General features: G+C 34.1%; 6 protein-coding genes. All 6 read left to right on the top strand.

Annotated features, from left to right (window positions below; genetic code table 11):
* Positions 1-498: 498 nt before the first annotated feature.
* The 6 genes from NK213_RS04050 (at position 499) to NK213_RS04025 (ending at position 21,920) form a co-directional block, all read left to right on the top strand.
* The gene (locus tag NK213_RS04050) at positions 499-8,706 is read left to right on the top strand and encodes an autotransporter domain-containing protein (RefSeq protein ID WP_253346954.1); all 8,208 of its coding nucleotides are present in this window, start codon (positions 499-501) and stop codon (positions 8,704-8,706) included.
* A gap of 663 nt (positions 8,707-9,369) precedes the next feature.
* Entirely contained in the window at positions 9,370-17,412 is an 8,043-nt protein-coding gene (locus tag NK213_RS04045) for an autotransporter domain-containing protein (RefSeq protein WP_253346951.1), read from the top strand.
* A 424-nt stretch (positions 17,413-17,836) separates the two neighbouring features.
* The gene (locus NK213_RS04040; protein WP_253346949.1) at positions 17,837-19,900 is read left to right on the top strand and encodes a PTS sugar transporter subunit IIA; all 2,064 of its coding nucleotides are present in this window, start codon (positions 17,837-17,839) and stop codon (positions 19,898-19,900) included.
* Positions 19,901-19,903: 3 nt separating this feature from the next.
* Positions 19,904-20,353: a PTS sugar transporter subunit IIA gene (locus NK213_RS04035; protein WP_253346948.1), complete on the top strand. Its 450-nt coding sequence runs from the start codon at positions 19,904-19,906 to the stop codon at positions 20,351-20,353.
* Between the two features lie 12 nt (positions 20,354-20,365).
* Complete coding sequence (locus NK213_RS04030; protein WP_253346947.1) at positions 20,366-20,650, top strand: PTS sugar transporter subunit IIB; 285 nt, start codon at positions 20,366-20,368, stop codon at positions 20,648-20,650.
* Between the two features lies 1 nt (position 20,651).
* On the top strand, positions 20,652-21,920 hold the full coding sequence (locus tag NK213_RS04025; protein ID WP_253346946.1) for a PTS ascorbate transporter subunit IIC: 1,269 nt from the start codon (positions 20,652-20,654) through the stop codon (positions 21,918-21,920).
* Positions 21,921-22,025: the final 105 nt, after the last annotated feature.

The raw sequence follows: 22,025 nt of genomic DNA, 5'->3' as shown, positions 1-22,025 counted from the left end.
AAATTATCCTTTTTGTAAATTATTTAAGGGAAATTATCTGATAAAACAAATATATCAGGAAAAAATGTGTTTTAATAAAATTAAATGATATGATTTATGAAAATTAATTATAAAAATAAAATAACAAAAGTATGACAAATTTTTTACTTATTATAAATTTCATTTTTTTGTTTTCAAGTTTATAATTTTAAAGCTAAAATATCTTTTGTATTTTTTTAAAAAAATAAGTATTACTAAAATAAATTTTTATAAAATCAATTATTTGTCAGATAATAAAATTACCTTTCGGTTATTTTTTGATAATTTAAAAATTGAAAAAAAGTTTAAAAAAATAAGAAAATTGACAGGCTATAATGTTTTTATTATTATAGTGTATGAGAAAAATTCGAAACTCTATTCAAAAAATCTGTCAAAAATAAAATATATGAAAGGAGATAAATTTAAAGATAGTAAAATAAAGAAATGATAATATAAATATAAACTATTTAAGGAGGAAGTGTGAAAAAAAATAAAAAAATGTTAGTATTATTTTTATCCCTTAACTCAATGCTAACATCTTATGCTGACACAATAGATGAGATAGGTACTGTCAGTTCCAGATACGATAGAATGTATAATAGTATAATAAAAAATATTCGAAACGAAAAACCAACTCAAAAAAATTACCAGTCTATAGAAAACATATTAAAGAAAAAAAATAAAGAATTGAAAGATCTATATTTACAGGGAGATTATATTATAAAGCCGGAATATTTGGAATGGCAGGTTTTTTTTTCAGGTTTTTATACTGAAAAAGAAAAAGGTGATAATACCATGGAAAATGCTGAATATTATACTTCTGCAAGAACTCAGAGCGGGAAATTAACTGTTGATTCCAAAATATATAATGAACTTTTGGCTACAGGAATGACTGCCGGTCAGGTAGAAGCCCTTTTTAACGGCGATAGAAATGTTATGAATTCACTGACTAATGAACAGAGAAATATATTTTATGATCAGAATACTTCCTCTGGTACCTTCAAATCATTTAACCAAAAGGAAGACCCCAAAAATATAAAACTAGGTGCTTCAATTCCAATAAAAGAAGTTTTGGATTTTTCGCTTGATCCACAGATGAAAATAGTGGAGAAAACAATAAATCCGATAACTGTAACCCTTCCAAATACAAAAGTAGAAAAAATAATGATAACAGATTTTCGCGGAATAACAGCGCCGACACCGCAGGCCCCTGTGATTAATATTACTGTGAATCCGACTGTAAGTATTAATTCTCCTGATATCGATTTTAATTTTAGTGCCGGGCATAATGCCGGGGCGCCAATGAAGCTGAACGGGAGCGCAGTAAATTATGACACAAACAATAATCAGACAATATCAATGAATTATACACGCACTTTTAATGTATCGGATACTTTTCATATAGTAAACAGCCCTGGTGGAAAAATGTTTTTCGCACAGGGAACTAATGTAGAGTTTACTAATTCAAATCCCAGACCTGCCGATTCCTACGGAAGATTCTTTGCAGAAAATCGAAATAATGCTTCAGTACTTGCGAATTACGGAAGTATAAAAATATCCGCTGCATCATCAGATGCATTTATATTCGGTGATACTGTAGATTCAGTAGTGACAAGCGGAGTACCGTTTAGTACATCTGTGTATAACAGCGGTACAATGACACTGGATGCAGCATCTCCAAACGGACAGGCGAATATTCCGGGCGGAGTCGCTATGGCTTATCTTTCTAGAGGTGATGATAGTAATAGCGGGGCTAAACAGCGTTATCTGGTGAATGGAATTAATGGAGTTATGAATATAAACGGTTGGGGAAATTACGGTATTTTAATGAATCAGGTGGATAGTGAACCTTCCACACATGCTACAAAAGTAACAGGAGCAAATATAAATCTGCTTATAAATAAGGGAAAGGTAAATATAAATGTGACTGGAAGACCAAGCACTTCTACAGAAGGGAATGTAGGGATAGCGGCTTTTGCAGATAACGCCTTAAGTACCGGAAATGACAATTCATTTGTCCTGAATGATAATAAAGGAACAATAACTTCTGACAGCGGAAATAATATTCTTCTGAGACATAAAGGAACAGGCGAGGTATGGAATAAAGGTGTAATGGTAATTAATTCAGGAAATACAATCGGGATAGATAGGGAAAACTGGCTCCATGCAGCGTCTTCCAATCCTGCGAGCCAGGCATTAGGAGTTAATGACGGAGTGATAATAGTAAATAATAATGTTGAAAATGTGAAAGCAGTGTCAGGAACAGGTAATACTCGCAAACATAACAATACACAAAATACTGATAAAAAAATAATTATAAAAAACGGGGATGGTATAACAGGCGGCACTGATTATGATGGTAATAATACTGTGACGTCCTCTATTACTAAAGGTATAAGTAAAAATAGCCTTGGAAAAGGAGGGACTGTTCCTGGAAGTATATCAGGAATGAGATCTACCGCTACAGGAATGAGTGCAGTAACAACAACTCTGGATAATGATCCTGATATTGATAAAATAATTGAAAATAAAACAACGGTTTTTAACATAACAATAGCGGGAAAAAAGTATAATTATACAACACAGGACGGAGTTATATTTTTAGGAGGAAGGAATTCAGCTGGTCTGGCATCTGATATAAAAAATATAGGAGCATTTAGCCCACAGTTGGATTTGGTTACTGTAAGAAATGAAACAGATGGAAAAATCTTTATCTATTCAACCGGAAACGGTACAAGTCAATATACTATCGGAATAAACGGAATGTATTCAACAGTGGAAAACAGAGGCGGAATATTTTTAGGGCTTACGGCACAAAATGGGTCAATAGCCGGATCAGCTTCAGATGTAACTACTGAAAGTGCAGTTACGACAGTAGGGAACTATAATTATATTGGTATTTACGGAAAAGGAAGCAGTATATCAAATACAGGTTTTATAACTGATAAAGCTTCTGATAATAATCATTATTCAAAAAAAGCAATTGGAATTTATGCAGAAAATGCTAAAGCCAATAATGTACTGGTAGGCAGAGTGACAAATAGCGGGAATATAACGCTGGGGATTGGTGGAAGTGCTGTAATAACAAAGGGATTAAATACTACTGATAAAATAAATCTCACAAGTACCGGAGTAATCAGTGTAGCGGGAGATCAGACTAATCAAGGGTTAGGATTTACACTGGAAAATGCTGAAGCTGTTATTTCAAATAAAATAAACCTTTCAGGAGAGAATACTATTGGAATTTACGGAAAGAATAGTATTATTGAAATAGGTTCAACAACTTCACTGGAAATAGCAGGGAACAATATTAAGAACAGTATGGGAATAGTAGGAGATACAGCAGAATTAAAAGTGAAAAACGGGTCTAAAATAAGTCTTCTGAGCGGTGAAAATAATATAGGGATTTATGGAAAAAATATTACATATACAGATAAGATAACAGGAACGCAGCCGGATTATCTGACACTTGATATGGGGAACAGCGGTATAGGAGCATATCTGACTAATCTCGCATCTGATTCAACAATAAAAATAAATACAATAAAAACAGGAAATACAACAACGTCACAGCTTGCCGGAGGAATTTATGCCACATCTGCGTCAGGAACCATAAATATCAGAGGCGGTGACATAAAAATAGGAAGTACTCTTGCAGACGGCGGAGGATTCGGTATATATGTTTCGGGCCGATCAGGAACGAGCGGTGTTATAGATCTGGGAATAAATGCAATAACTGTAAATCAGAAATCAGGTTTGGGAATTTATGCAAATAATATAACAAATATAACTACAGGAAATATAACAACAGGAAAAACAGGAGTATTTCAGAATAACAGTATGGGAACAGGAGCACTAAAAACAGGGAAAATAACACTTACAGGTAAAGATGATAACATGATCGGAGTGTATACTTCCGGGAGTGCAACAAATGTAGAAATCAACGGGCTTGAAATGACAGGTCTTGAAAAACTTACGGGGATATATGTAGGAAAAGGCGGATTTAAAAATACCGGAAATATAAGTATTAAATCAGGAAAAGAATCTTACGGAATTTATATAAAAGGAGATGCAGGGAATAAAACAGTAGATTTTGGAAGCGGAACAAGTAATATAGTGCTGGGAAATGAAAGTCTGGGATTATATCTCGATACTGTAAATGTAGCAGGAACTATGCCAACCAATATAACTGTAGGAGATTCACTTGCTTCGGGTAAACAGAGTGTGGGAATTTATGCAAAAGACACTGCATTTATTAATTCTGTAAATACTAATGTAATTTCAGGAAAAGAATCTGTGGGAGTGTATTTCGATACTAATACAGGAAATGTTGAATATAACGGAAATGTTTCCCTTGGAGAAAATTCACTGGGAATATACAAAAAAGGGAATACACTGAAAAGAAATGCATCTTCTTCGCTGATATTTACAGGGGCTAACAATACACAGTCTACAGGTTTTTATCTGGATAATGCAATATTGGATTTTACGTCAGGAACTCTGAATACAAATACTCTTTCAATGAATTCCGGAATAGCATTCTTATTAAAGGGAAATACCTCTGATGTAAGGGTAAACGGAACTACAATTACACCGTCACAGCTGGATAGCCTCGGACTTGCACCTAAAGTAGAACGAATTGTTTATTCTGAAAAAAATGAATCTGTAACAGGAGATATAACTCTGGATCCTGCGGTAAGATATTACGGTCACAGAGCCAAGGACGGAAGGGTGGAAATAAGCGGGAATATCTATACCAGCAATAATATAACTTCTACTTACGGGGTAGCAGTGCAAAACAGATATACAGTAACAGCTGTAACAGAAGAAGTTCTGCTAAACAGCGGCTATACAATAGATATGTCAAAATCTTCCGGAAGTGTGGGGGTACAATCGCTGGCAAGTGCAAGAGCAGTAAACAAAGGTAAGATTATAGTGGGGAGCAGCAGCAGTACAAGTGCAGGAATAGGAATACTTGCAGAAAGCAAAAATGGTACAGCAGATAAGACAAGTGTAATAAATGATTCAGGTGCAGTGATAGAGATGCCTTATGCAGGAATAGGGATATATCTGGATTCACTTGAGCTTGGGGGAAGCATAATAAATAAAGGAACCATCAGTTCTACACAGGCAAGTGCACTCGGTATTTATGCAAAAATGTCTTCGGCAGGAGCTTTGGGAACGCCGATTACTACTATTACAAATACAGGAAATATAAATCTTTCAAACAAGGGGTTTGGAATATTTACGGATAATTCTACAATAACAAATTCGGGAAATATAACAGTGGATAATCCAGCAGTAAATAGTATTATTGCTGTCTATGGAGGAAGAAATTCCGTTATTAATAATACAGGCGGAAATATCTCGGTAGGAGCAGGCGGAATTGCTTTTTACGGGAATAAGACAGCAATGACAATCTCGGGAGGTAATTTTTCCACTGAAAGCGGTACATTAATCTATGGAGAAAATGGTACTAATATAACATACACTGCTAATGGAACAACTCTTGGAAATAAAATTGGAATTTATCTTGATCAGAGTAAAATAGATTTGGGCGGGAAAAATTTCTCTGTTATGGATTCAGGCTCAGCTATTTATCTTCTTGGAGGAAATGCAGAAGCTAAATCACTGGGAATAATGACTCTGAAAAATAATTCGGATGGGGTATATGTAAAAAATAGTACACTGAATGTTCTTGGCGGTACTATGAATATAACAGGCTCTAATTCCACTGGTATAATAAGTGTAAATTCTAATATTGAAAATACTACAACAATAAATGCTGATATAACGGCAGGAAGCGTTGAAAATAAAGGTATACTTGCAAAAGCAGATAATGGCGGAACTTATACAATAAGAAATAAAGCGTCTATAAACATAGCAGGAGCCAATTCGTTGGGGATTTATGGAAGTGCACTCGACAGCGGCGGCAGTATACTTGGTACAATTAATATAATAAATGAGAATAATATAAAGATGGGTTCTGCATCTGGTTTGAATAATATGTTGATGGGAATTTACGGAACCAAAAATGTAAATATTTTTAATACTTCAGGGAACATTAATGGAGGTAATTATACTGCAGGTATATATTCAGCAGGAGGAACAGCTGAAAATAATTCCAATATTAATCTCGGAAATGCATCAGTGGGGATGTATATGTCAGGAGGAACAGGAACAGTAGGTACTGGCGGAAAAATAACAATTGGAAACGGGATAAGAAAGGTAGTTTCAGGAAGTGAGAAAATAGAGAGCGGTGTAGCACTTTATGCAAGTAACGGAGCAGTTATCACGAATCTTTCTTCTAATATAACTGTGGGAAGTGACAGTATAATAGGTTATTCAAAAGGAGCAGGTTCAAAAATAGTAAACAAAGGAAATTTAATTCTGGGTACTGAAGCTATAGGATTTTACACAAGCGGGGGAGAACTTGAAAATCACGGAACACTGTCTTCAGGCGGAGACGGAGTGATTTATTTCTATGGTAAGAACGGTAAAATTATAAATAATGGAAATATAAACGGTTCTGCACATAATTACGGCGTAGGGGTATATGGAAGTAATTCCGAGATTATAAATACTGCAAATATAATTTTAGGAAATACATATTATAATCCTGCGAAGGCGGATAGTCCGTCTGATCCGAGCCATAGATATGCTGTGGGAATTTATGGTGATCAGTCAAAAATATATAATAACGGGGAAATACGTGTAGGACAGCGTGGTATAGGTATTTATTCATACGGTCAGACAGGAGACCTGATAAATGATACAAACGGGAAAATAATTTCTTCCGGTGATAATGCAGTAGGACTGCTTGTGGAAGGAAGCGGGAGTCATAATGTAATAAATAACGGAAATATTATTTTATCAGGAAAAAATTCGGTAGGTGCTTCTATAAACAGAAATACGACAATTATAAATAACGGATTAATACAGGTGAGCGGGGAAAACAGCGTGGGTATTATGGCAGAAGCCAGCTCAAAGGTGATTAATAATTCTACAATAAATGCATTAGGGAGAAGTACCGCAGGAGTGGTGTTAAGAGGTGGTTCGATACTGGAAAATAATGGAACCATAACAGGGCTTGTCTTATCTGATGATGTGGCTAATGCTGTGTCAGGTGCTTCTACTTCGGCAACAACAGCTACAAGTATTTCAGGATATGCTGATAAACTTCCCAGAGCAGTATTGATGTCGTATTCTAAGCCTACAATAATAAATTCGGGAATAATAAACGTAGATAATAATTTTTTGCTTAACGGAGTTAATCTGATAATAAAACCTGATCTGAATAATCCATTGACTACTAAAGTAAGCTCAGGAGGGACAGATTTTATATATAATGCGGTAAAAGTAACAGGAGGAAAAATAGAAAAAGGCATGCTGGTAGAGGTAACACCTGATTTTGCAGAAGGAACAACATCAACAGCAATACAGCTGCTAAAAACGTTTAAACCTTCTTCAGGAACGGATATAAAAGACTTTAATGTAATAAGCCAGTCTATTCTCTGGGCTATAACACCTTCATACAACAAAGATGACGGAACATCAATTGATCTTGTGGCTACGAAAAAGTCGTTCTACAGTATGTCAAAAGGATTATGGTATGAAAATTTTGCTGATAATCTGGATAAGAATTACTCAGGTTCAACAGGAGATGCGTTAAAAATATATAATAAAGCAAACTGGCTGACTTCTGATAAAGACTTAAGACATGTAATGGCAAGTCTTGCAGGGAATGTATATGCCAATATAAATCAAAGAGAAATGAATATAGAGTCAGTATTTGACAACTCTGTGAATTTTCTTCAGAGCTCGGAAAATAACACAAAAGAAAATGTGAAAATGAATATAATAGCCGGAAAAGGTGAACTGAAAGAAGATACAGACGGAGTAGCAGATTATACATATAAAACGGCAGGAGTTTTAGCACTTAGGGAAGTAGAAAGAACATACAGACACACATTTGGATATTCTTTGGGGTATGCAAATACCAGCTTTGATATGAAAGACGGGAATAACAGTGAAGAAACAGTAAATACAATACAGCTTGGATTTCATAATAAATACAGCGCAGACAGCTGGAAGATAAAAAATAATCTCACTGGAAGAGTAAGTTTTCATGATATAGACAGAAATATTATGTGGCCTACAAAAGACGGGAAATCAGAGATGAGCAGCAGATATGAAGTATACAGTATTTCAAGTGATAATATACTTGGGAAAGAAGTACCGCTTGGTAAAAATGCAAGTATAACACCATATGGAGCAATAAAAGCAGTATATATGACAAGACCTGACTTTACGGAAGACGGACTTGAAAGCCTTGAAGTAGAAGGAAATGATGCTTGGAGCGTAAAACCGAGAATAGGAATAGAACTTAAAGGAGAAATTCCTTTGGGAACAAATGCTGCATGGAAATTAAAAGGAGGCATTGATCTGGCATACGAATATGAACTTGCAGATATAGACGAAAGAGAGTACGCAAGATTAACAGCGATAGAAAATGACTACCACGAGCTTTCAAAACCTGAAGATGAAAAAGGAGCATTCAGAGGGAGAGCATCAATGGGTGTGGAAGCAGCAGACAGGTATGGAATATTTCTTACAGGGGAGTATGTAACAGGAGAGAATGATAATGAGGACTATAGAGCCGGAGTATCTTTGAAAGCAGTATTTTAGAATGATATAAATTAGTATTGAGAGCTAAATGTATGAACAGACAGGAAGCTCTCTTTTTTTGAGTTCAAGCCGGTCTCCTGATAAAGTATCAGTAGAAATTAATAAATAAAACCGATTTCTGCAATGTCAAAATACAGTTCAGCAGATAGATTGTATTTGGAATAGCTGTGAATTATTGAATTATATATTTTTGCACTATGAGAAGCGGAAAGAAACAGAAGAACAGAAAAAGAGCAGCAAATTTTTTTGTTACATATAAAAATAAAAAATAAATTTTTGGATAGTTAATTTTCGGAATGTGAAAAATAAATAATTGTTGTAAATAAGAAAAAAAATATTCATAAAAAAAATTTTATGCCGGAATTCCATCTGATGTAGAACATTGAAGAAATTATTAAAAAAATAAACTGCTAAAATAGAAATATTTATTTTTTCTGATAGAAATAATTTTAAATATATTATATTAAAATTATCTTATATATATTAGAGGATAAATTTTTCTAAAAGAATTGACAGATATCTTAAATTCTAGTAATATTAAGACAAAAGTGACATTTGGCACAATATAAAATTTCAGATTTATATTTGTATATAGTTGTGTTTTGATGAATAAAGAAAGGAGAAAAAATTAAAAAAGTTTTATTATAAAAATAAGGAGAAAAATTGAAAAGAAATAAAAAAATGTTGGTACTGTTCTTATCACTTAATTCAATTTTAGTATCTCACGAAAATATAGCAGAAAAGAAAATTCCCAAAAACGGAAAATATGAAAATATCTATAACAGTATGACCAAAAATCTTAAATTCAAAAAATCAAATCAAAAAAACTATCAATTAATAGAAGAATTACTAAATAAAAAAAATAAAGAACTAAAAGACCTGTACTTACAGGGAGAGTATATAGTAAAACCAGAATATCTGGAATGGCAGGTATTTTTTACAGAATTTTACGCAGAAAAGAAAAATAAAGATAACACATTGGAAAATGCCGTTTTTCATTCTGTTCCGGGAACTAAAACTATTAATGATTTTTCAATTAAACCATATAAACCTAAAGATTTACCAAGCAAAGTAAGGCCAGGTGCCACGGTTCCTGTAAAAGAGATTTTGGATTTTACTTTGAATCCGGAAATAAAGATAACAGAAAAAGTAATAAATCCAATAGTCATAAATCTGCCAAATACAAAGGCCGAGAAAATTTTGATGACAGATTTCAAAGGAATAGCAGCACCCACTCCTCAAACACCAACAGTCAACATTTCAGTAAATCCTACTGTCAGTATGAATTCACCAGAGATAAATTTTAATTTTAATGCCGGACATAATGGAGGAGCACCAAAAAGGCTGGGTGGGAACAGATATGTGTATACTACTTTAGGACCCAGAGGAACTGCGACTTCAATAAGGCATACAGGAAGTTCGGAAGCAATAGACAGATATTTTATAGTAAATGCCAAAAATAGACATGAATTATATTTCTCACAGGGAAGCGATTTTACTATTTCTAATACAGCTGTAAATGCAGGAGGCAGATTTTTTGCAGAGAATGAAGCGGATTCAGCAATATTGGCAAATTATGGGAAATTAAGTATAGGAACTGGTTCGGCAGATATCTTTATTTTTGGAGATACTGTAGATTCTACAGGTTACCCTAATAATATTTTCAGCACATCTGTATATAACAGCGGAATTATGACTATTAATGCTGATTCAGCAGGCGGACAGGCAGGTATACCCGGAGGAGTAGGAATGGCTTATCTTTCAAACGGGGATGACGGCAATATGGGAGCAAAGCAACGTTATCTGGTAAATGGTAAAAACGGAATAATGAATGTCAATGGATGGGGTAATTACGGTATATTAATGAATCAGGTGGATTCCCTTCCCGATACTCACGGAACTTCTATAATGGAAGAACATATAAATTTACTTATAAATAAAGGACAGGTAATAATAAATATAACTGGCAGAGATGACACACACAAAGAAGGAAATGTAGGGGTAGCAGCATTTGCAGATAATTCGGTAAATACAGGTAATGATAATTCATTTATGCTCAATGATTCAGAAGGGATAATAAGGTCAGAAAGCGGAAATAATATTCTTTTACGTCATATGGGAACAGGAGAAGTGTGGAATAAAGGGGTACTGGAAATAAATTCTTCTGAAACAATAGGGATGGATAAAAGAAACTGGCTTTATAATTCAGCTGCAGCTAATCCTATAAGTGAAGCAAGAGGTGTAAATGACGGAATAATAATTGTCAGTACTTCAGTAAAGGATGTAAAAGCTGTTTCAGGTCTTAATGACACGAAAAAACATGATAATAGCCGGAATTCAAATAAAACTGTTATTATAAAAAACGGAGACGGTAATGCTTTTGGAAGTGATTATAATGACAATGGATTAATAGATGACACCATTACAAAGGATATAAGTAAGGGGAAACTGGGAAAAGGTGAGACTGTTTCAGGAAATAACACAATAGTCAATGCAAGCGAGAATATGGTAGCTGATGACACTATTCTTGACAAAGATGATGATTTAGATAACATAATAGAGAATAAATCAAGATCATTTGATATAACAATCAATCAAAAAACATATAATTATACAACACAAGACGGGGTAATTTTTTTAGGCGGACGTAACTCTGCCGGTTTAGCAGCAGATGTTGCAAATATTAATAGTTTTGCGCCTGATTTAAACTTAATGAAAGCTGTAAATGAAAGAGACGGAAAAATCTTTATCTATTCGACAGGGAATACTTCAAATCAATATACTATTGGAATAAACGGATTATACTCTACATTGGAAAATAAAGGAGGAATATTTTTAGGGCTTACTGCGCAAAACGGAACAATAGCCGGACTGGCTTCAAATGTACTGACTGAAAGCGGGATACCCGCAATTGGACAGTATAATTATATAGGGATTTACGGCAAGGGGAGCGATATCACAAACAGCGGAATTATAACAGATAAGGCAACATCCGACGGACTGAATTATTCGCAAAAAGCAATTGGAATTTACGCAGAAGCAGATAAAATAAATAACGTATTAATAGGGAATGTAGTTAATAGCGGAACTATAACACTTGGAACAGGCGGAAGTGCAATAATAGCAAAAGGCCGAGATACTGCTGGCAGAATAGAGCTTACAAATACAGGTGAAATTAGTGTAGCAGGAGATCAAAACAATCAAGGTTCAGGATTTACACTTGAAAATGTAGATGCAGTTATTTCAAAAAAAATAAATCTCGGCGGCGAGAATACAGTGGGAATTTATGGGAAAAGCAGTGTAATAGAATTAAGTGATCTGGAAATCAGCGGAAAAAATATAAAAAAGAGTTTGGGTGTAGTAGCGGATAACACAGAATTGATAATTAAAAACGGGGTGAAAATAAATCTTTTAAGTGATAATAACATAGGGATATATGGAGAAAATCTTATTTATACAGACGGGATAACTGGGAAAAAATCAGATTATCTTACAATTGATGTGGGTAATGGAGGAATTGGAACTTATTTAACAGGATTAATGTCAGACATGACATTGAAAATAAATACTATAACTACAGGAAATTCAACAGAAACACAACTTTCAGGGGGAATCTACGCAACATCCTTAGCAGGAAGTGTAAATATCAACAGCGGGACAATAAAGATAGGAAGCAGTCTAGAAAACGGCAGTGGATTTGGTATATACGCAATAGGGAAAAAAGGAACAAGCGGATCAATAAATACAGGTGTAAATGATCTTATTGTAAACCAAAAATCAAGTCTGGGAATATATGCAGATAATATAACAAACATTGCATCAGGAAATATAACAGCGGGAACTACAGGGGTATATCAGAATAACAGTCTGGGAACAGGTACATTAAAAACAGGGAAAATAACACTTACAGGCAATGCAGATAATATGATAGGTATTTACACTACAGGAAACATAATAGACGTAGAAATAAACGGTCTTGAAGTAAAGGGACTAAATAAACTGACAGGTATATACGTAGGAAAAGGTGGATTTAAAAATACAGGAAATATAAGTATAAGTTCAGGAAATGAATCTTACGGAGTTTATATAAAAGGAGATACTTTAAATAAAACAGTAGATTTCGGGAGCGGAACAAGCAATATAGTTCTCGGTAATGAAAGTCTCGGATTATATCTTGATAACACTAATGTTACAGGAAGTATGCCTGAAAATATAACAGTAGGAAATTCATCGTCTTCAGGAAAACAAAGTGTAGGTATATATGTGAAAAATACTGTTTTTTCCAGAGCTGTGAGTACTAATGTTACATCTGGAAAAGAATCAGTGGGTGTATATTTTGATTCCGGTACAGGAAATGTGGAATATAACGGGGATGTAAAATTAGGAGAAAATTCACTGGGAATTTACAGTAAAGATAGTACATTAAGAAGAGACCCCAATAGTTCAGTGATTTTTACAGGAACTAATAATATCTCATCTACCGGATTTTATTTGGAAAATTCAGTGTTGAATTTCACTTCTGATGAATTAAATGAAAAGACTCTTTCAATGGATTCAGGAATAGCATTTTTAATGAAAGGAAATAATTCCAAAATAACAGTAAACGGTGAGGAGATAACGCCGGAACAGCTCGATAAATTAGGGCTTGCCCCAAAAGTAGACCGTATAGTTTATACAGAAAAAGATGAAACAATAAGAAGAAATATCACTTTGAATCCTTTGGAGAGATATTACGGACACAGAGCAAAAGACGGACGGCTTGAAATAAGCGGAAATATATATACTGCGGACAATATAATATCTACATACGGAGTAGCGGCACAAAATAGATATAATAATGTTTCTGCTTCTGAGGAAGTTCTTTTGAATAAAGGATACACAATCGATATGTCAAATTCTTTAGGAAGTGTGGGAATACAGTCACTTGCAGGTGCAAGAACAATAAGCAGAGGGAAGATTATAGTAGGGAGTAACAGTGATAAAAGCGCCGGTATAGGAATACTTGCTGAGAGTAATACAGAAGATCTCACAAGTGTGATAAACGATAAAGACGGAATAATAGAAATGCCTGATGCAGGAATAGGGATATATCTGGATTCTGTTGAACTTGGAGGAAGTATAATAAATGAAGGAACCATAAATTCACTTAGAGCAAATGCAGTTGGTATTTATGGGAAGATGTCCTCTGAAAAAATATCTGATATACCTGTTTCAAAAATTCAGAATACAGGAAGTATAAATTTGTCTGATAATGGTTATGGGATATTTACTGATAATTCTATAATAGAAAATTCAGGGAATATAATGGTGGATAATTCGCAATCAAATAAAATTATCGCAATTTATGGAGGAAAAAATTCTTATATAACTAATTTAGGCGGTAATATTTCAGTGGGTGAAGGCGGTATAGGATTTTACGGAAATAATAGCAGTATGGTAATATCCGGCGGTACATTTTCTACAGAAAAAGGTACATTGATTTATGGAGAAAATAATTCAAATATATTTTATACAGCTGACGGAACAACACTTGGAAATAAAATAGGAATATACCTTGATCAGAGTAAAATAGATTTTGGAGGAAAAAAATTCACGGTTGCAGATTCAGGTTCAGGTATTTATCTTTTCGGTGCAAATGCAAATGCAGAGTCACTTGGAACTTTGGCTTTAGGTAATGATTCAGAAGGGGTATATGTGAAAAATGGAATACTGAATAATCTTGGCGGTGTCATAAATATAGAGGGTACGAACTCTACCGGTATAATAGGTGTGAATTCAAATATTGAAAATACAACAGTAATAAATTCCGGTACACTCAAAGAAAGTAACAGCAGCAAAGGGATTCTCGTAAAGATAAATGACGGAGAAACTTACACATTAACAAATAAAGCAGATATAAATATATCAGGGGCGGATTCATTAGGAATTTATGGGAGTACAATTGATGAAAATAATAAAGTGTCCGGTACTTTGAATATAATAAACGAAAGTAATATAAAAATGGACTCTGTATCCGATATAAGCGATATGATTACAGGAATATACGGAACAAAGAATGTAAACATTATTACTTCAACAGGGAATATATCAGGTGGTAATTATACAGTCGGAATATATTCTGCCGGAGGAAATGTCATACATAATTCGGAAATTGCTCTTGGCGATGCAGCAGTTGGAATTTATATATCGGAAGGAACAGGGACAGCAGAGACCGGATCATCTGTAGCAGTTGGAAACGGAATAAAAAAAATAATTTCAGGAAATGAGGTAATAGAAAGAAGTGTAGCTTTTTATACAGCTAACAAAGGAGTATTTACTAATTATTCCTCAGATATAACAGTGGGTGATGATGGTATAATCGGTTATTCCAAAGGGGCGGGATCAAAAATACTGAATTATGGAAATTTAACTTTTAAGGAAGAGGGAGTAGGTTTTTATACGAATGGAGGAGAGGCTGAAAATGCCGGAATATTATCTTCAGCTGGAAACGGCATAATATACATGTATGGAAAAGACGGGAAAATATCAAATAACGGAAATATAAACGGATCAGGAAATGATTACGGAATAGGAATATACGGGAAAAATTCGGAAATAATAAATACTGCGAATATACATTTAGGAGATACATATCTGAATCCTGCAAAAATTTCTGATGCATCTGATCCGAGTCATAGATATGCAATAGGAATATACGGCGAGGAATCTAAAATATATAACAACGGGGAAATAAAGGTAGGTGAGAATGGAATAGGTTTTTATTCATACGGTCAAATAGGAGATATTATAAATGATGTAAACGGGAAAATACTATCTTCAAGTGATGATGCAATGGGCTTAATCGTGGAAGGAAGCGGAAAATACAGCGTTATAAACAACGGGAGTATAATTTTATCAGGTAAAAATGTAATAGGAGCTTCTATAAGCAAAGGAACTACACTTATAAATAACGGACTGATAGAAGTAAGCGGTGAAAAAAGCGTTGGTATAATGGCCGATGGTAATTCAAGAGTAATTAATAATTCTGTAATAAATACAAAAGAAGGAAGCATAGCAGGAGTAGTTCTGAGAGGAAACTCAGTATTAGAAAATAACGGGACAATTACGGGACTTATTCTTTCTGACGATGTGAGTAAGGCCATATCGGAAAAATCCGGATCTTCAACATCGGCAACAAGTATAGACGGTTATATTGACAAACTCCCTGATACTATAATACCATCTTATGCTAAGCCGACAATAATAAATTCCGGTATAATAATAGTTAATGAAAATTTTCAGTTGGATAATATAAATCTGATTATAAAACCAGATCTGCTGAATCCGTCAACAAGTATAATAAAGGGAGATAATACAGACTTTATATATGATGCCGTGAAAGTAAGCGGTGGAACAATCCGTGAAAATGCAGCTGTTGAAGTAACTCCGGATTTTGCAGAAGGAACTTCAGCTGAAACAATACAGCTTATGAAGGTATTTACAGGTTCCGGGAATAATAAGAAAAATTTCTATATAACAAGCCAGTCTCTTTTATGGTCAATAACACCTACATATAACGAAGAGGACGGCAGATCAATTGATCTTGTGGCTACCAAAAAAACATTCGGCAGTTTTTCGCAAGGTTTATGGTATGAAAACTTTGCAGATAATTTAGACAAAAATTACAAAGGTTCAACAGGAGATGCTCTAAAAATATATAATAAAACAAACTGGCTGACTTCTGAAAAAGATTTGAGAAGAGTAATGGCAAGTCTTGCAGGAAATGTATATGCCAATATTAATCAAAGGGAAATGAGTATAGAGTCAGCTCTTGACAGCTCAATTAGTTTTCTGCAAAATTCACCGAATAATACAAAAGAAAATATAAAAATTAATATAATCGGCGGAAAAGGGAAGACAAAAGATAATACAGACGGTGTAGTACCGTATGATTATAGAATGACAGGAATCACCGCACTAAGAGAAGTAGAAAGAACTTACAGGCATACATTCGGCTATTCTTTTGGATATGTGAATACAAATTTTGACATGGACGACGGAAATAAAAGTAAAGAGACTGTAAATTCTGTACAGCTGGGACTATATAATAAATATACTGCTGATAACTGGGTGATAAAAAATAACCTTACAGGAAGAGTTAGTTTTCATGATATGGACAGAAATATTATATGGCCTGAAAAATATGGAAGATCAAATATGGAAAGCAGATATGAAGTATACAGTATGTCAAGTGATAATATACTTGGCAAGAAATTATCAATTGGTAAAAATGTAAGTATAGTACCATACGGGGCAGTAAAAGCAGTGTATATAACCAGACCGGATTTTAATGAGGATGGTTTGGAAAAGCTTGAGGTAAAGGGAAATGACGCGTTAAGTATAAAACCAAGAGCGGGAATAGAGTTAGAAGCTGGTATGCCCATAAAAAAAGATTCTGAATGGAGAGTAAAAAGTGCTTTGGATTTAGCGTATGAATATGAACTGGCTGATATAAACGAGAAGGAATATGCAAGGCTGACAGCAGTAGAAAATAATTATCACGAGCTTTCAAAGCCGGGGGATGAAAAAGGTGCATTCCGGGGTAAGGCATCTGTAGGAATAGAAGTAGAAGACAGATACGGTATATTTATCACAGGAGAATATACAACAGACGGAAAAGAAAATAAAGATTACAGAGCAGGATTAGCTTTGAAAGCAGTTTTCTAAAGATATTGTAAATTTTAAATTCATAAAGTAAAAATAAGGCAATTATGTACAAATGAAAATGGAAACAAAGAAATAAGTATGATTATCTATATAATATGACTTTTTCTGAGGTTCCATTTTATTTTGATAAAATATTTATTTCGGTAATATTCACAGATCAGTCCCGCTTTCGTCTGTCTGAAAATGATATTAATAATATAAGGATTATTTTTAAAACACTAATAAAAGCTTTATCAGATAATAATTTTGTCACATACCAGGGATTACAGAAAAAATCATAGAATAGAGAGCATTAATTTTTATGTTTCAAGCAGAGAAATTTTTTTAAAACTTTTTGTAACTTTATAATACAAATATGTGAATCTTTCCTTTTTACCTATTCAGGGTATATTATAAGTGACTATAGTTGAAATGAGGATTAAATATGATTATCAGTTCTAGAACAATAAAAATTCTGGAATATATTTCCAGAAAGGAAGAAACCACGATCAGAGATATTGGTGAAAATCTGTTGTTGTCTGAAAGAATAGTAAGATATGAAATTGATAATATTAATTTTATTATATCTGCTGAGAAAACTGCTTCATATATTATAAATAAAAGAGGCAGGCTGCATATGAATAATACTTCAAAAATGCTGGAAATGATTGAAGATCTGAAGGAAGTGGAGAAAGTATCAAAACAGGAGAGAGAAGATTATATATTTATAAAACTGCTGTTTGATGGAAAGGTAAATCTGAAAAGACTCACCGAAGAACTGGATGTAAGCAGGACGACTATAAAAAAGGATTTGGCTTTGCTGGAAAAGAAAATGAAAAAGACCGGGATAGAGCTGGTCGCCAATTCTCTTTGTTTTCCGGTAAATGATGAGTTTGAGAAAAGAAAACTGCTTATTGATACGCTGGACAAATATATAGATGAATATCTGAACGGGATCGGAGACAATATAGTGATTACCGGTTTGAAAAAGATGTTTACCAAAGAGGAACAGCTTCTCATAGAAAAGTTTTTGAAAAACATTTCCGAGCATAATTTGAAAACAAATAAACTTTATAAAACATTTTACATGTATCTTATTATTACAATTCAGAGAATAAAAACCAACAACCTTATTTTGAAAAATGAAAATGCTAATTTTTTGAAAACTACACAGGAGTATCAAAAAATAAACAAGGAAATAGTATTGCTGGAGAAAAAATTTGAAATATTGTTTACAGAAAATGAAAAATTACAGATAGCAGATTTTTTAACAGGATTATTTTCATATTCATATAATACGTCAATATTTGATGTGTGGATAAAAATAAACATGTTTATAAAAGAAATAATAAAGAATGTAGGGAAAAAATTAAAAATAAATCTCGAAGACGATGTCTGGCTTCTTGAAGGTCTGATGAATCATATAAAACCTGCTGTTTACAGAATACGTAATAATATAAATCTAAAAAGTATGGAAGTATATTACGAAGAGGCAAGGGAAATTTATCCAAGGCTTTTTACCGTGATAAAAGAAGAACTAAAAGCTTTGGAAAACCTCATAAATACAGAGTTTCCCGAAAATGAACTTCTGCTTTTCCTTATTCACTTTCAGGCAGCATTGGAAAGAAACAGAAATAATAAGGGAGAAATAAAAAATGTGCTGCTGGTATGTATAGGAGGGTTCGGTACGACAAATATACTGGCATATAAACTTCAAAGGGCCTATGAATTAAATGAAATAAAGATAATATCCTATCTGGAAATTGATAAATCTTACAGAAATATAGATGCTGTTATTACAACTGCAGATTTGAATATAAATGTAAAAGAAAATATTAATGTTCCCGTAATCAAGGTTTCTCCATTTCTCACTGAAAAAGATACTGCAATATTAAATGAACATGGTTTTTCCAGAAAACAGAATACATATGATATTTCAGAAATAGTAAAACAGCTGAAAAAAAGTGCGGATATAAAAAATAAAGAAGAATTCAGGGAAAAACTCCAGAGTATTTTCAGTGTAAGTATAAGAGGAGATGAAATCGGGAAAAAGGATTTGTTTTATTTTTTGAAAGAGGAAAATATAATCTTTGAAAAAGAAGAACTGGAAAAATGGGAAGATGCAGTGGAAGAAGGATTTAGGCCGTTGGTGCAAGGGAAGTATGTAAATGAAAGTTATTCTAAAAGTATAATAGAACTCATAAATAATTTCGGGTCATATATGGTAGTCAGTGAAGGTCTGGCAATTCCTCATGCAGAAAATATGAATAATGTGTATAAATCAGGGATAAGTCTTTTGTATTTAAAGCATCCGGTAGTATTTCCCGGCAGTAAAAAAGTAAATTTGTTATTCTGTCTGTCAGCGGTGGATAAAAAAGATCATGTACAGAGTCTGGAAGATATTCTCAGACTTGAAGAAGAATTTTCTTTCAGGAAAAAAATGGCAGAAACAAACTCAAAAGAGGAAATTACAGAGATTTTAGATAAATATAAAAGGTTCAGGAGGTGAGAAATGCTGACCGATTACATAAAAAAAGAGTGGATAAAACTAAACGTAAAAGCGGAAAACTGGGAAGAAGCAATTGAAAAAGGCGGCAGAGAGCTGCTGGAAGCCGGTATAATAACCCAGAGTTATATAGAAGCTATGAAGAAAGCAGTAAAAGATATGGGAGCGTATTTTGTGGTAACTAAAAATGTAGCCCTTCCCCATGCAAAAGCAGAAGAGGGAATATTAGAAACAGGTTTCGGTCTTATTACATTAAAGAATCCCGTGGAATTCGGAAATGTAGATAATGATCCGGTAAAATATATATTTTGCCTTGCAATAAAAAGCAGTAACGAACACATAGAAATACTGAAAGAATTATCGGAACTTCTGGAAGATAAAGAGTTTTTCAGACTTTTGGACAGCGAAAAGGATGGAGAAAAAATTTATGATTATTTGAAAAATAAAAAAATATAAGAGGTGAGAAGTATGAAAAGAGGTCTTGTAGTATGCAGAACAGGTATGGGAAGCAGTATGATGCTCAGAATAAAACTTGAACAGGTAATAGGCGAAAATAAGTTTCCTATTGAAATGGAACATGATGTATTAAGTGCATTAAGCAACTATGATGTAGACTTCGTAGTAACCATGAATGATCTGGTAGATCAGGTAAAAGAAGATGCAAAATATACCATTGGAATAGAAGATCTTATGAATAAAGGGGAGATAAAGGAAAAACTGGAAAATTATCTAAAAGAAACCAAGGAGGTATAAAATGGAGATTTTGAAAATATTTGTTTTTGATTTTTTGGGATCAGCTCCGATTCTGGTAGGTTTGATGGCTTTATTAGGACTTATCCTGCAAAAAAAGAGACCTGAAAAAATTATATCGGGGACATTAAAAACAATAGTGGGATTTCTTATTTTCGGCGGTGGAGCCGGTATGGCTGTGGCCTCTCTTGCAAGTTTTCAGACATTGTTCAGTGATGGTTTCGGTCTGAAAGGAGTTCTGCCTCTGGCAGAAGCAATAACGGCACTTGCACAGACGAAGTTTGCATCAGTGGTCTCTCTTGTAATGGTAGTGGGATTTATATGTAATCTGCTTGTAGCCAGATTTACAAAATTTAAGTATATATTTCTTACAGGGCAGCATAACCTGTATCTTGCGGCATTATTAACAGTAGTTCTGAAAGCTCTTAATTTCGGCAATGTTACTGTAATAATAGCGGGAGGAATAATACTGGGGTTTGCAGCGGCACTTTATCCGGCATTGGCACAGCCGTGGATGAGAAAAGTAACAGGAAACGATGAGATTGCAATGGGGCATTATGTTACTATAGCGTACGCGCTTTCGGGATGGCTTGGTTCAAAAGTAGGGAAACCTGAGGAAAGTACAGAAAAGCTGAAACTTCCGGGATGGCTTTCTATATTTAAAGATTATATAGTGTCTGTAAGTATTTCGATAATTATATTTTTCTATATAGCAGCATTTATGGCTGGTAAGGCAAAAGTAGAACAGCTTTCAGGAGGAGTAAGCTGGCTTGTATTTCCGTTATTTCAATCATTAACATTTACTGCGGCTCTATACATTATTATAACAGGAGTAAGAATGTTTTTGGGTGAAATAGTTCCTGCATTTGTGGGGATATCGGAAAAACTCATACCAAATGCAAAACCGGCTCTGGATTGTCCGGTAGTATTTCCATATGCGCCTACTGCTACTGTGGTAGGATTTATATCTGCATATGCAGGCGGGCTTATATGTATGTTTATACTCGCGGCGCTTCATATGACGGTAATAATTCCCGTGGCAATACCGTATTTCTTTATAGGCGCCACAGCAGGTGTTTTTGGTAATGCAACAGGAGGATGGAAAGGAGCCATAGCAGGTGGTTTTGTAACAGGAATACTTATAGCAATAGGACCTGCTCTGTTATATCCTGTTATGGAGGTAATCGGTCTTTCAGGAACTACTTTTCCGGAAACAGACTTTGTGGCTTTAGGTCTGGTAATATATTATCTTGGTAAGATGTTTGGGCGGTGAGATTTAGCTGATTTATGGAGGATGGAGAGAATATCGGAGTCTTATGTTACTGAGTTTTTATAATTGTAGTACTTGCAGGGACAGGTACAAGTGTTTTGACATTGA

The sequence above is a fragment of the Sebaldella sp. S0638 genome (genome assembly GCF_024158605.1).
Classification (GTDB): domain Bacteria; phylum Fusobacteriota; class Fusobacteriia; order Fusobacteriales; family Leptotrichiaceae; genus Sebaldella.
This window is presented reverse-complemented; position numbering and strand designations above follow the sequence as displayed.

Excerpts from the sequence above, each read along its gene's own strand:
- NK213_RS04040 (WP_253346949.1), top strand. The coding sequence starts at position 17,837 with ATGATTATCAGTTCTAGAACAATAAAAATTCTGGAATATATTTCCAGA.
- NK213_RS04035 (WP_253346948.1), top strand. The coding sequence starts at position 19,904 with ATGCTGACCGATTACATAAAAAAAGAGTGGATAAAACTAAACGTAAAA.
- NK213_RS04030 (WP_253346947.1), top strand. The coding sequence starts at position 20,366 with ATGAAAAGAGGTCTTGTAGTATGCAGAACAGGTATGGGAAGCAGTATG.
- NK213_RS04025 (WP_253346946.1), top strand. The coding sequence starts at position 20,652 with ATGGAGATTTTGAAAATATTTGTTTTTGATTTTTTGGGATCAGCTCCG.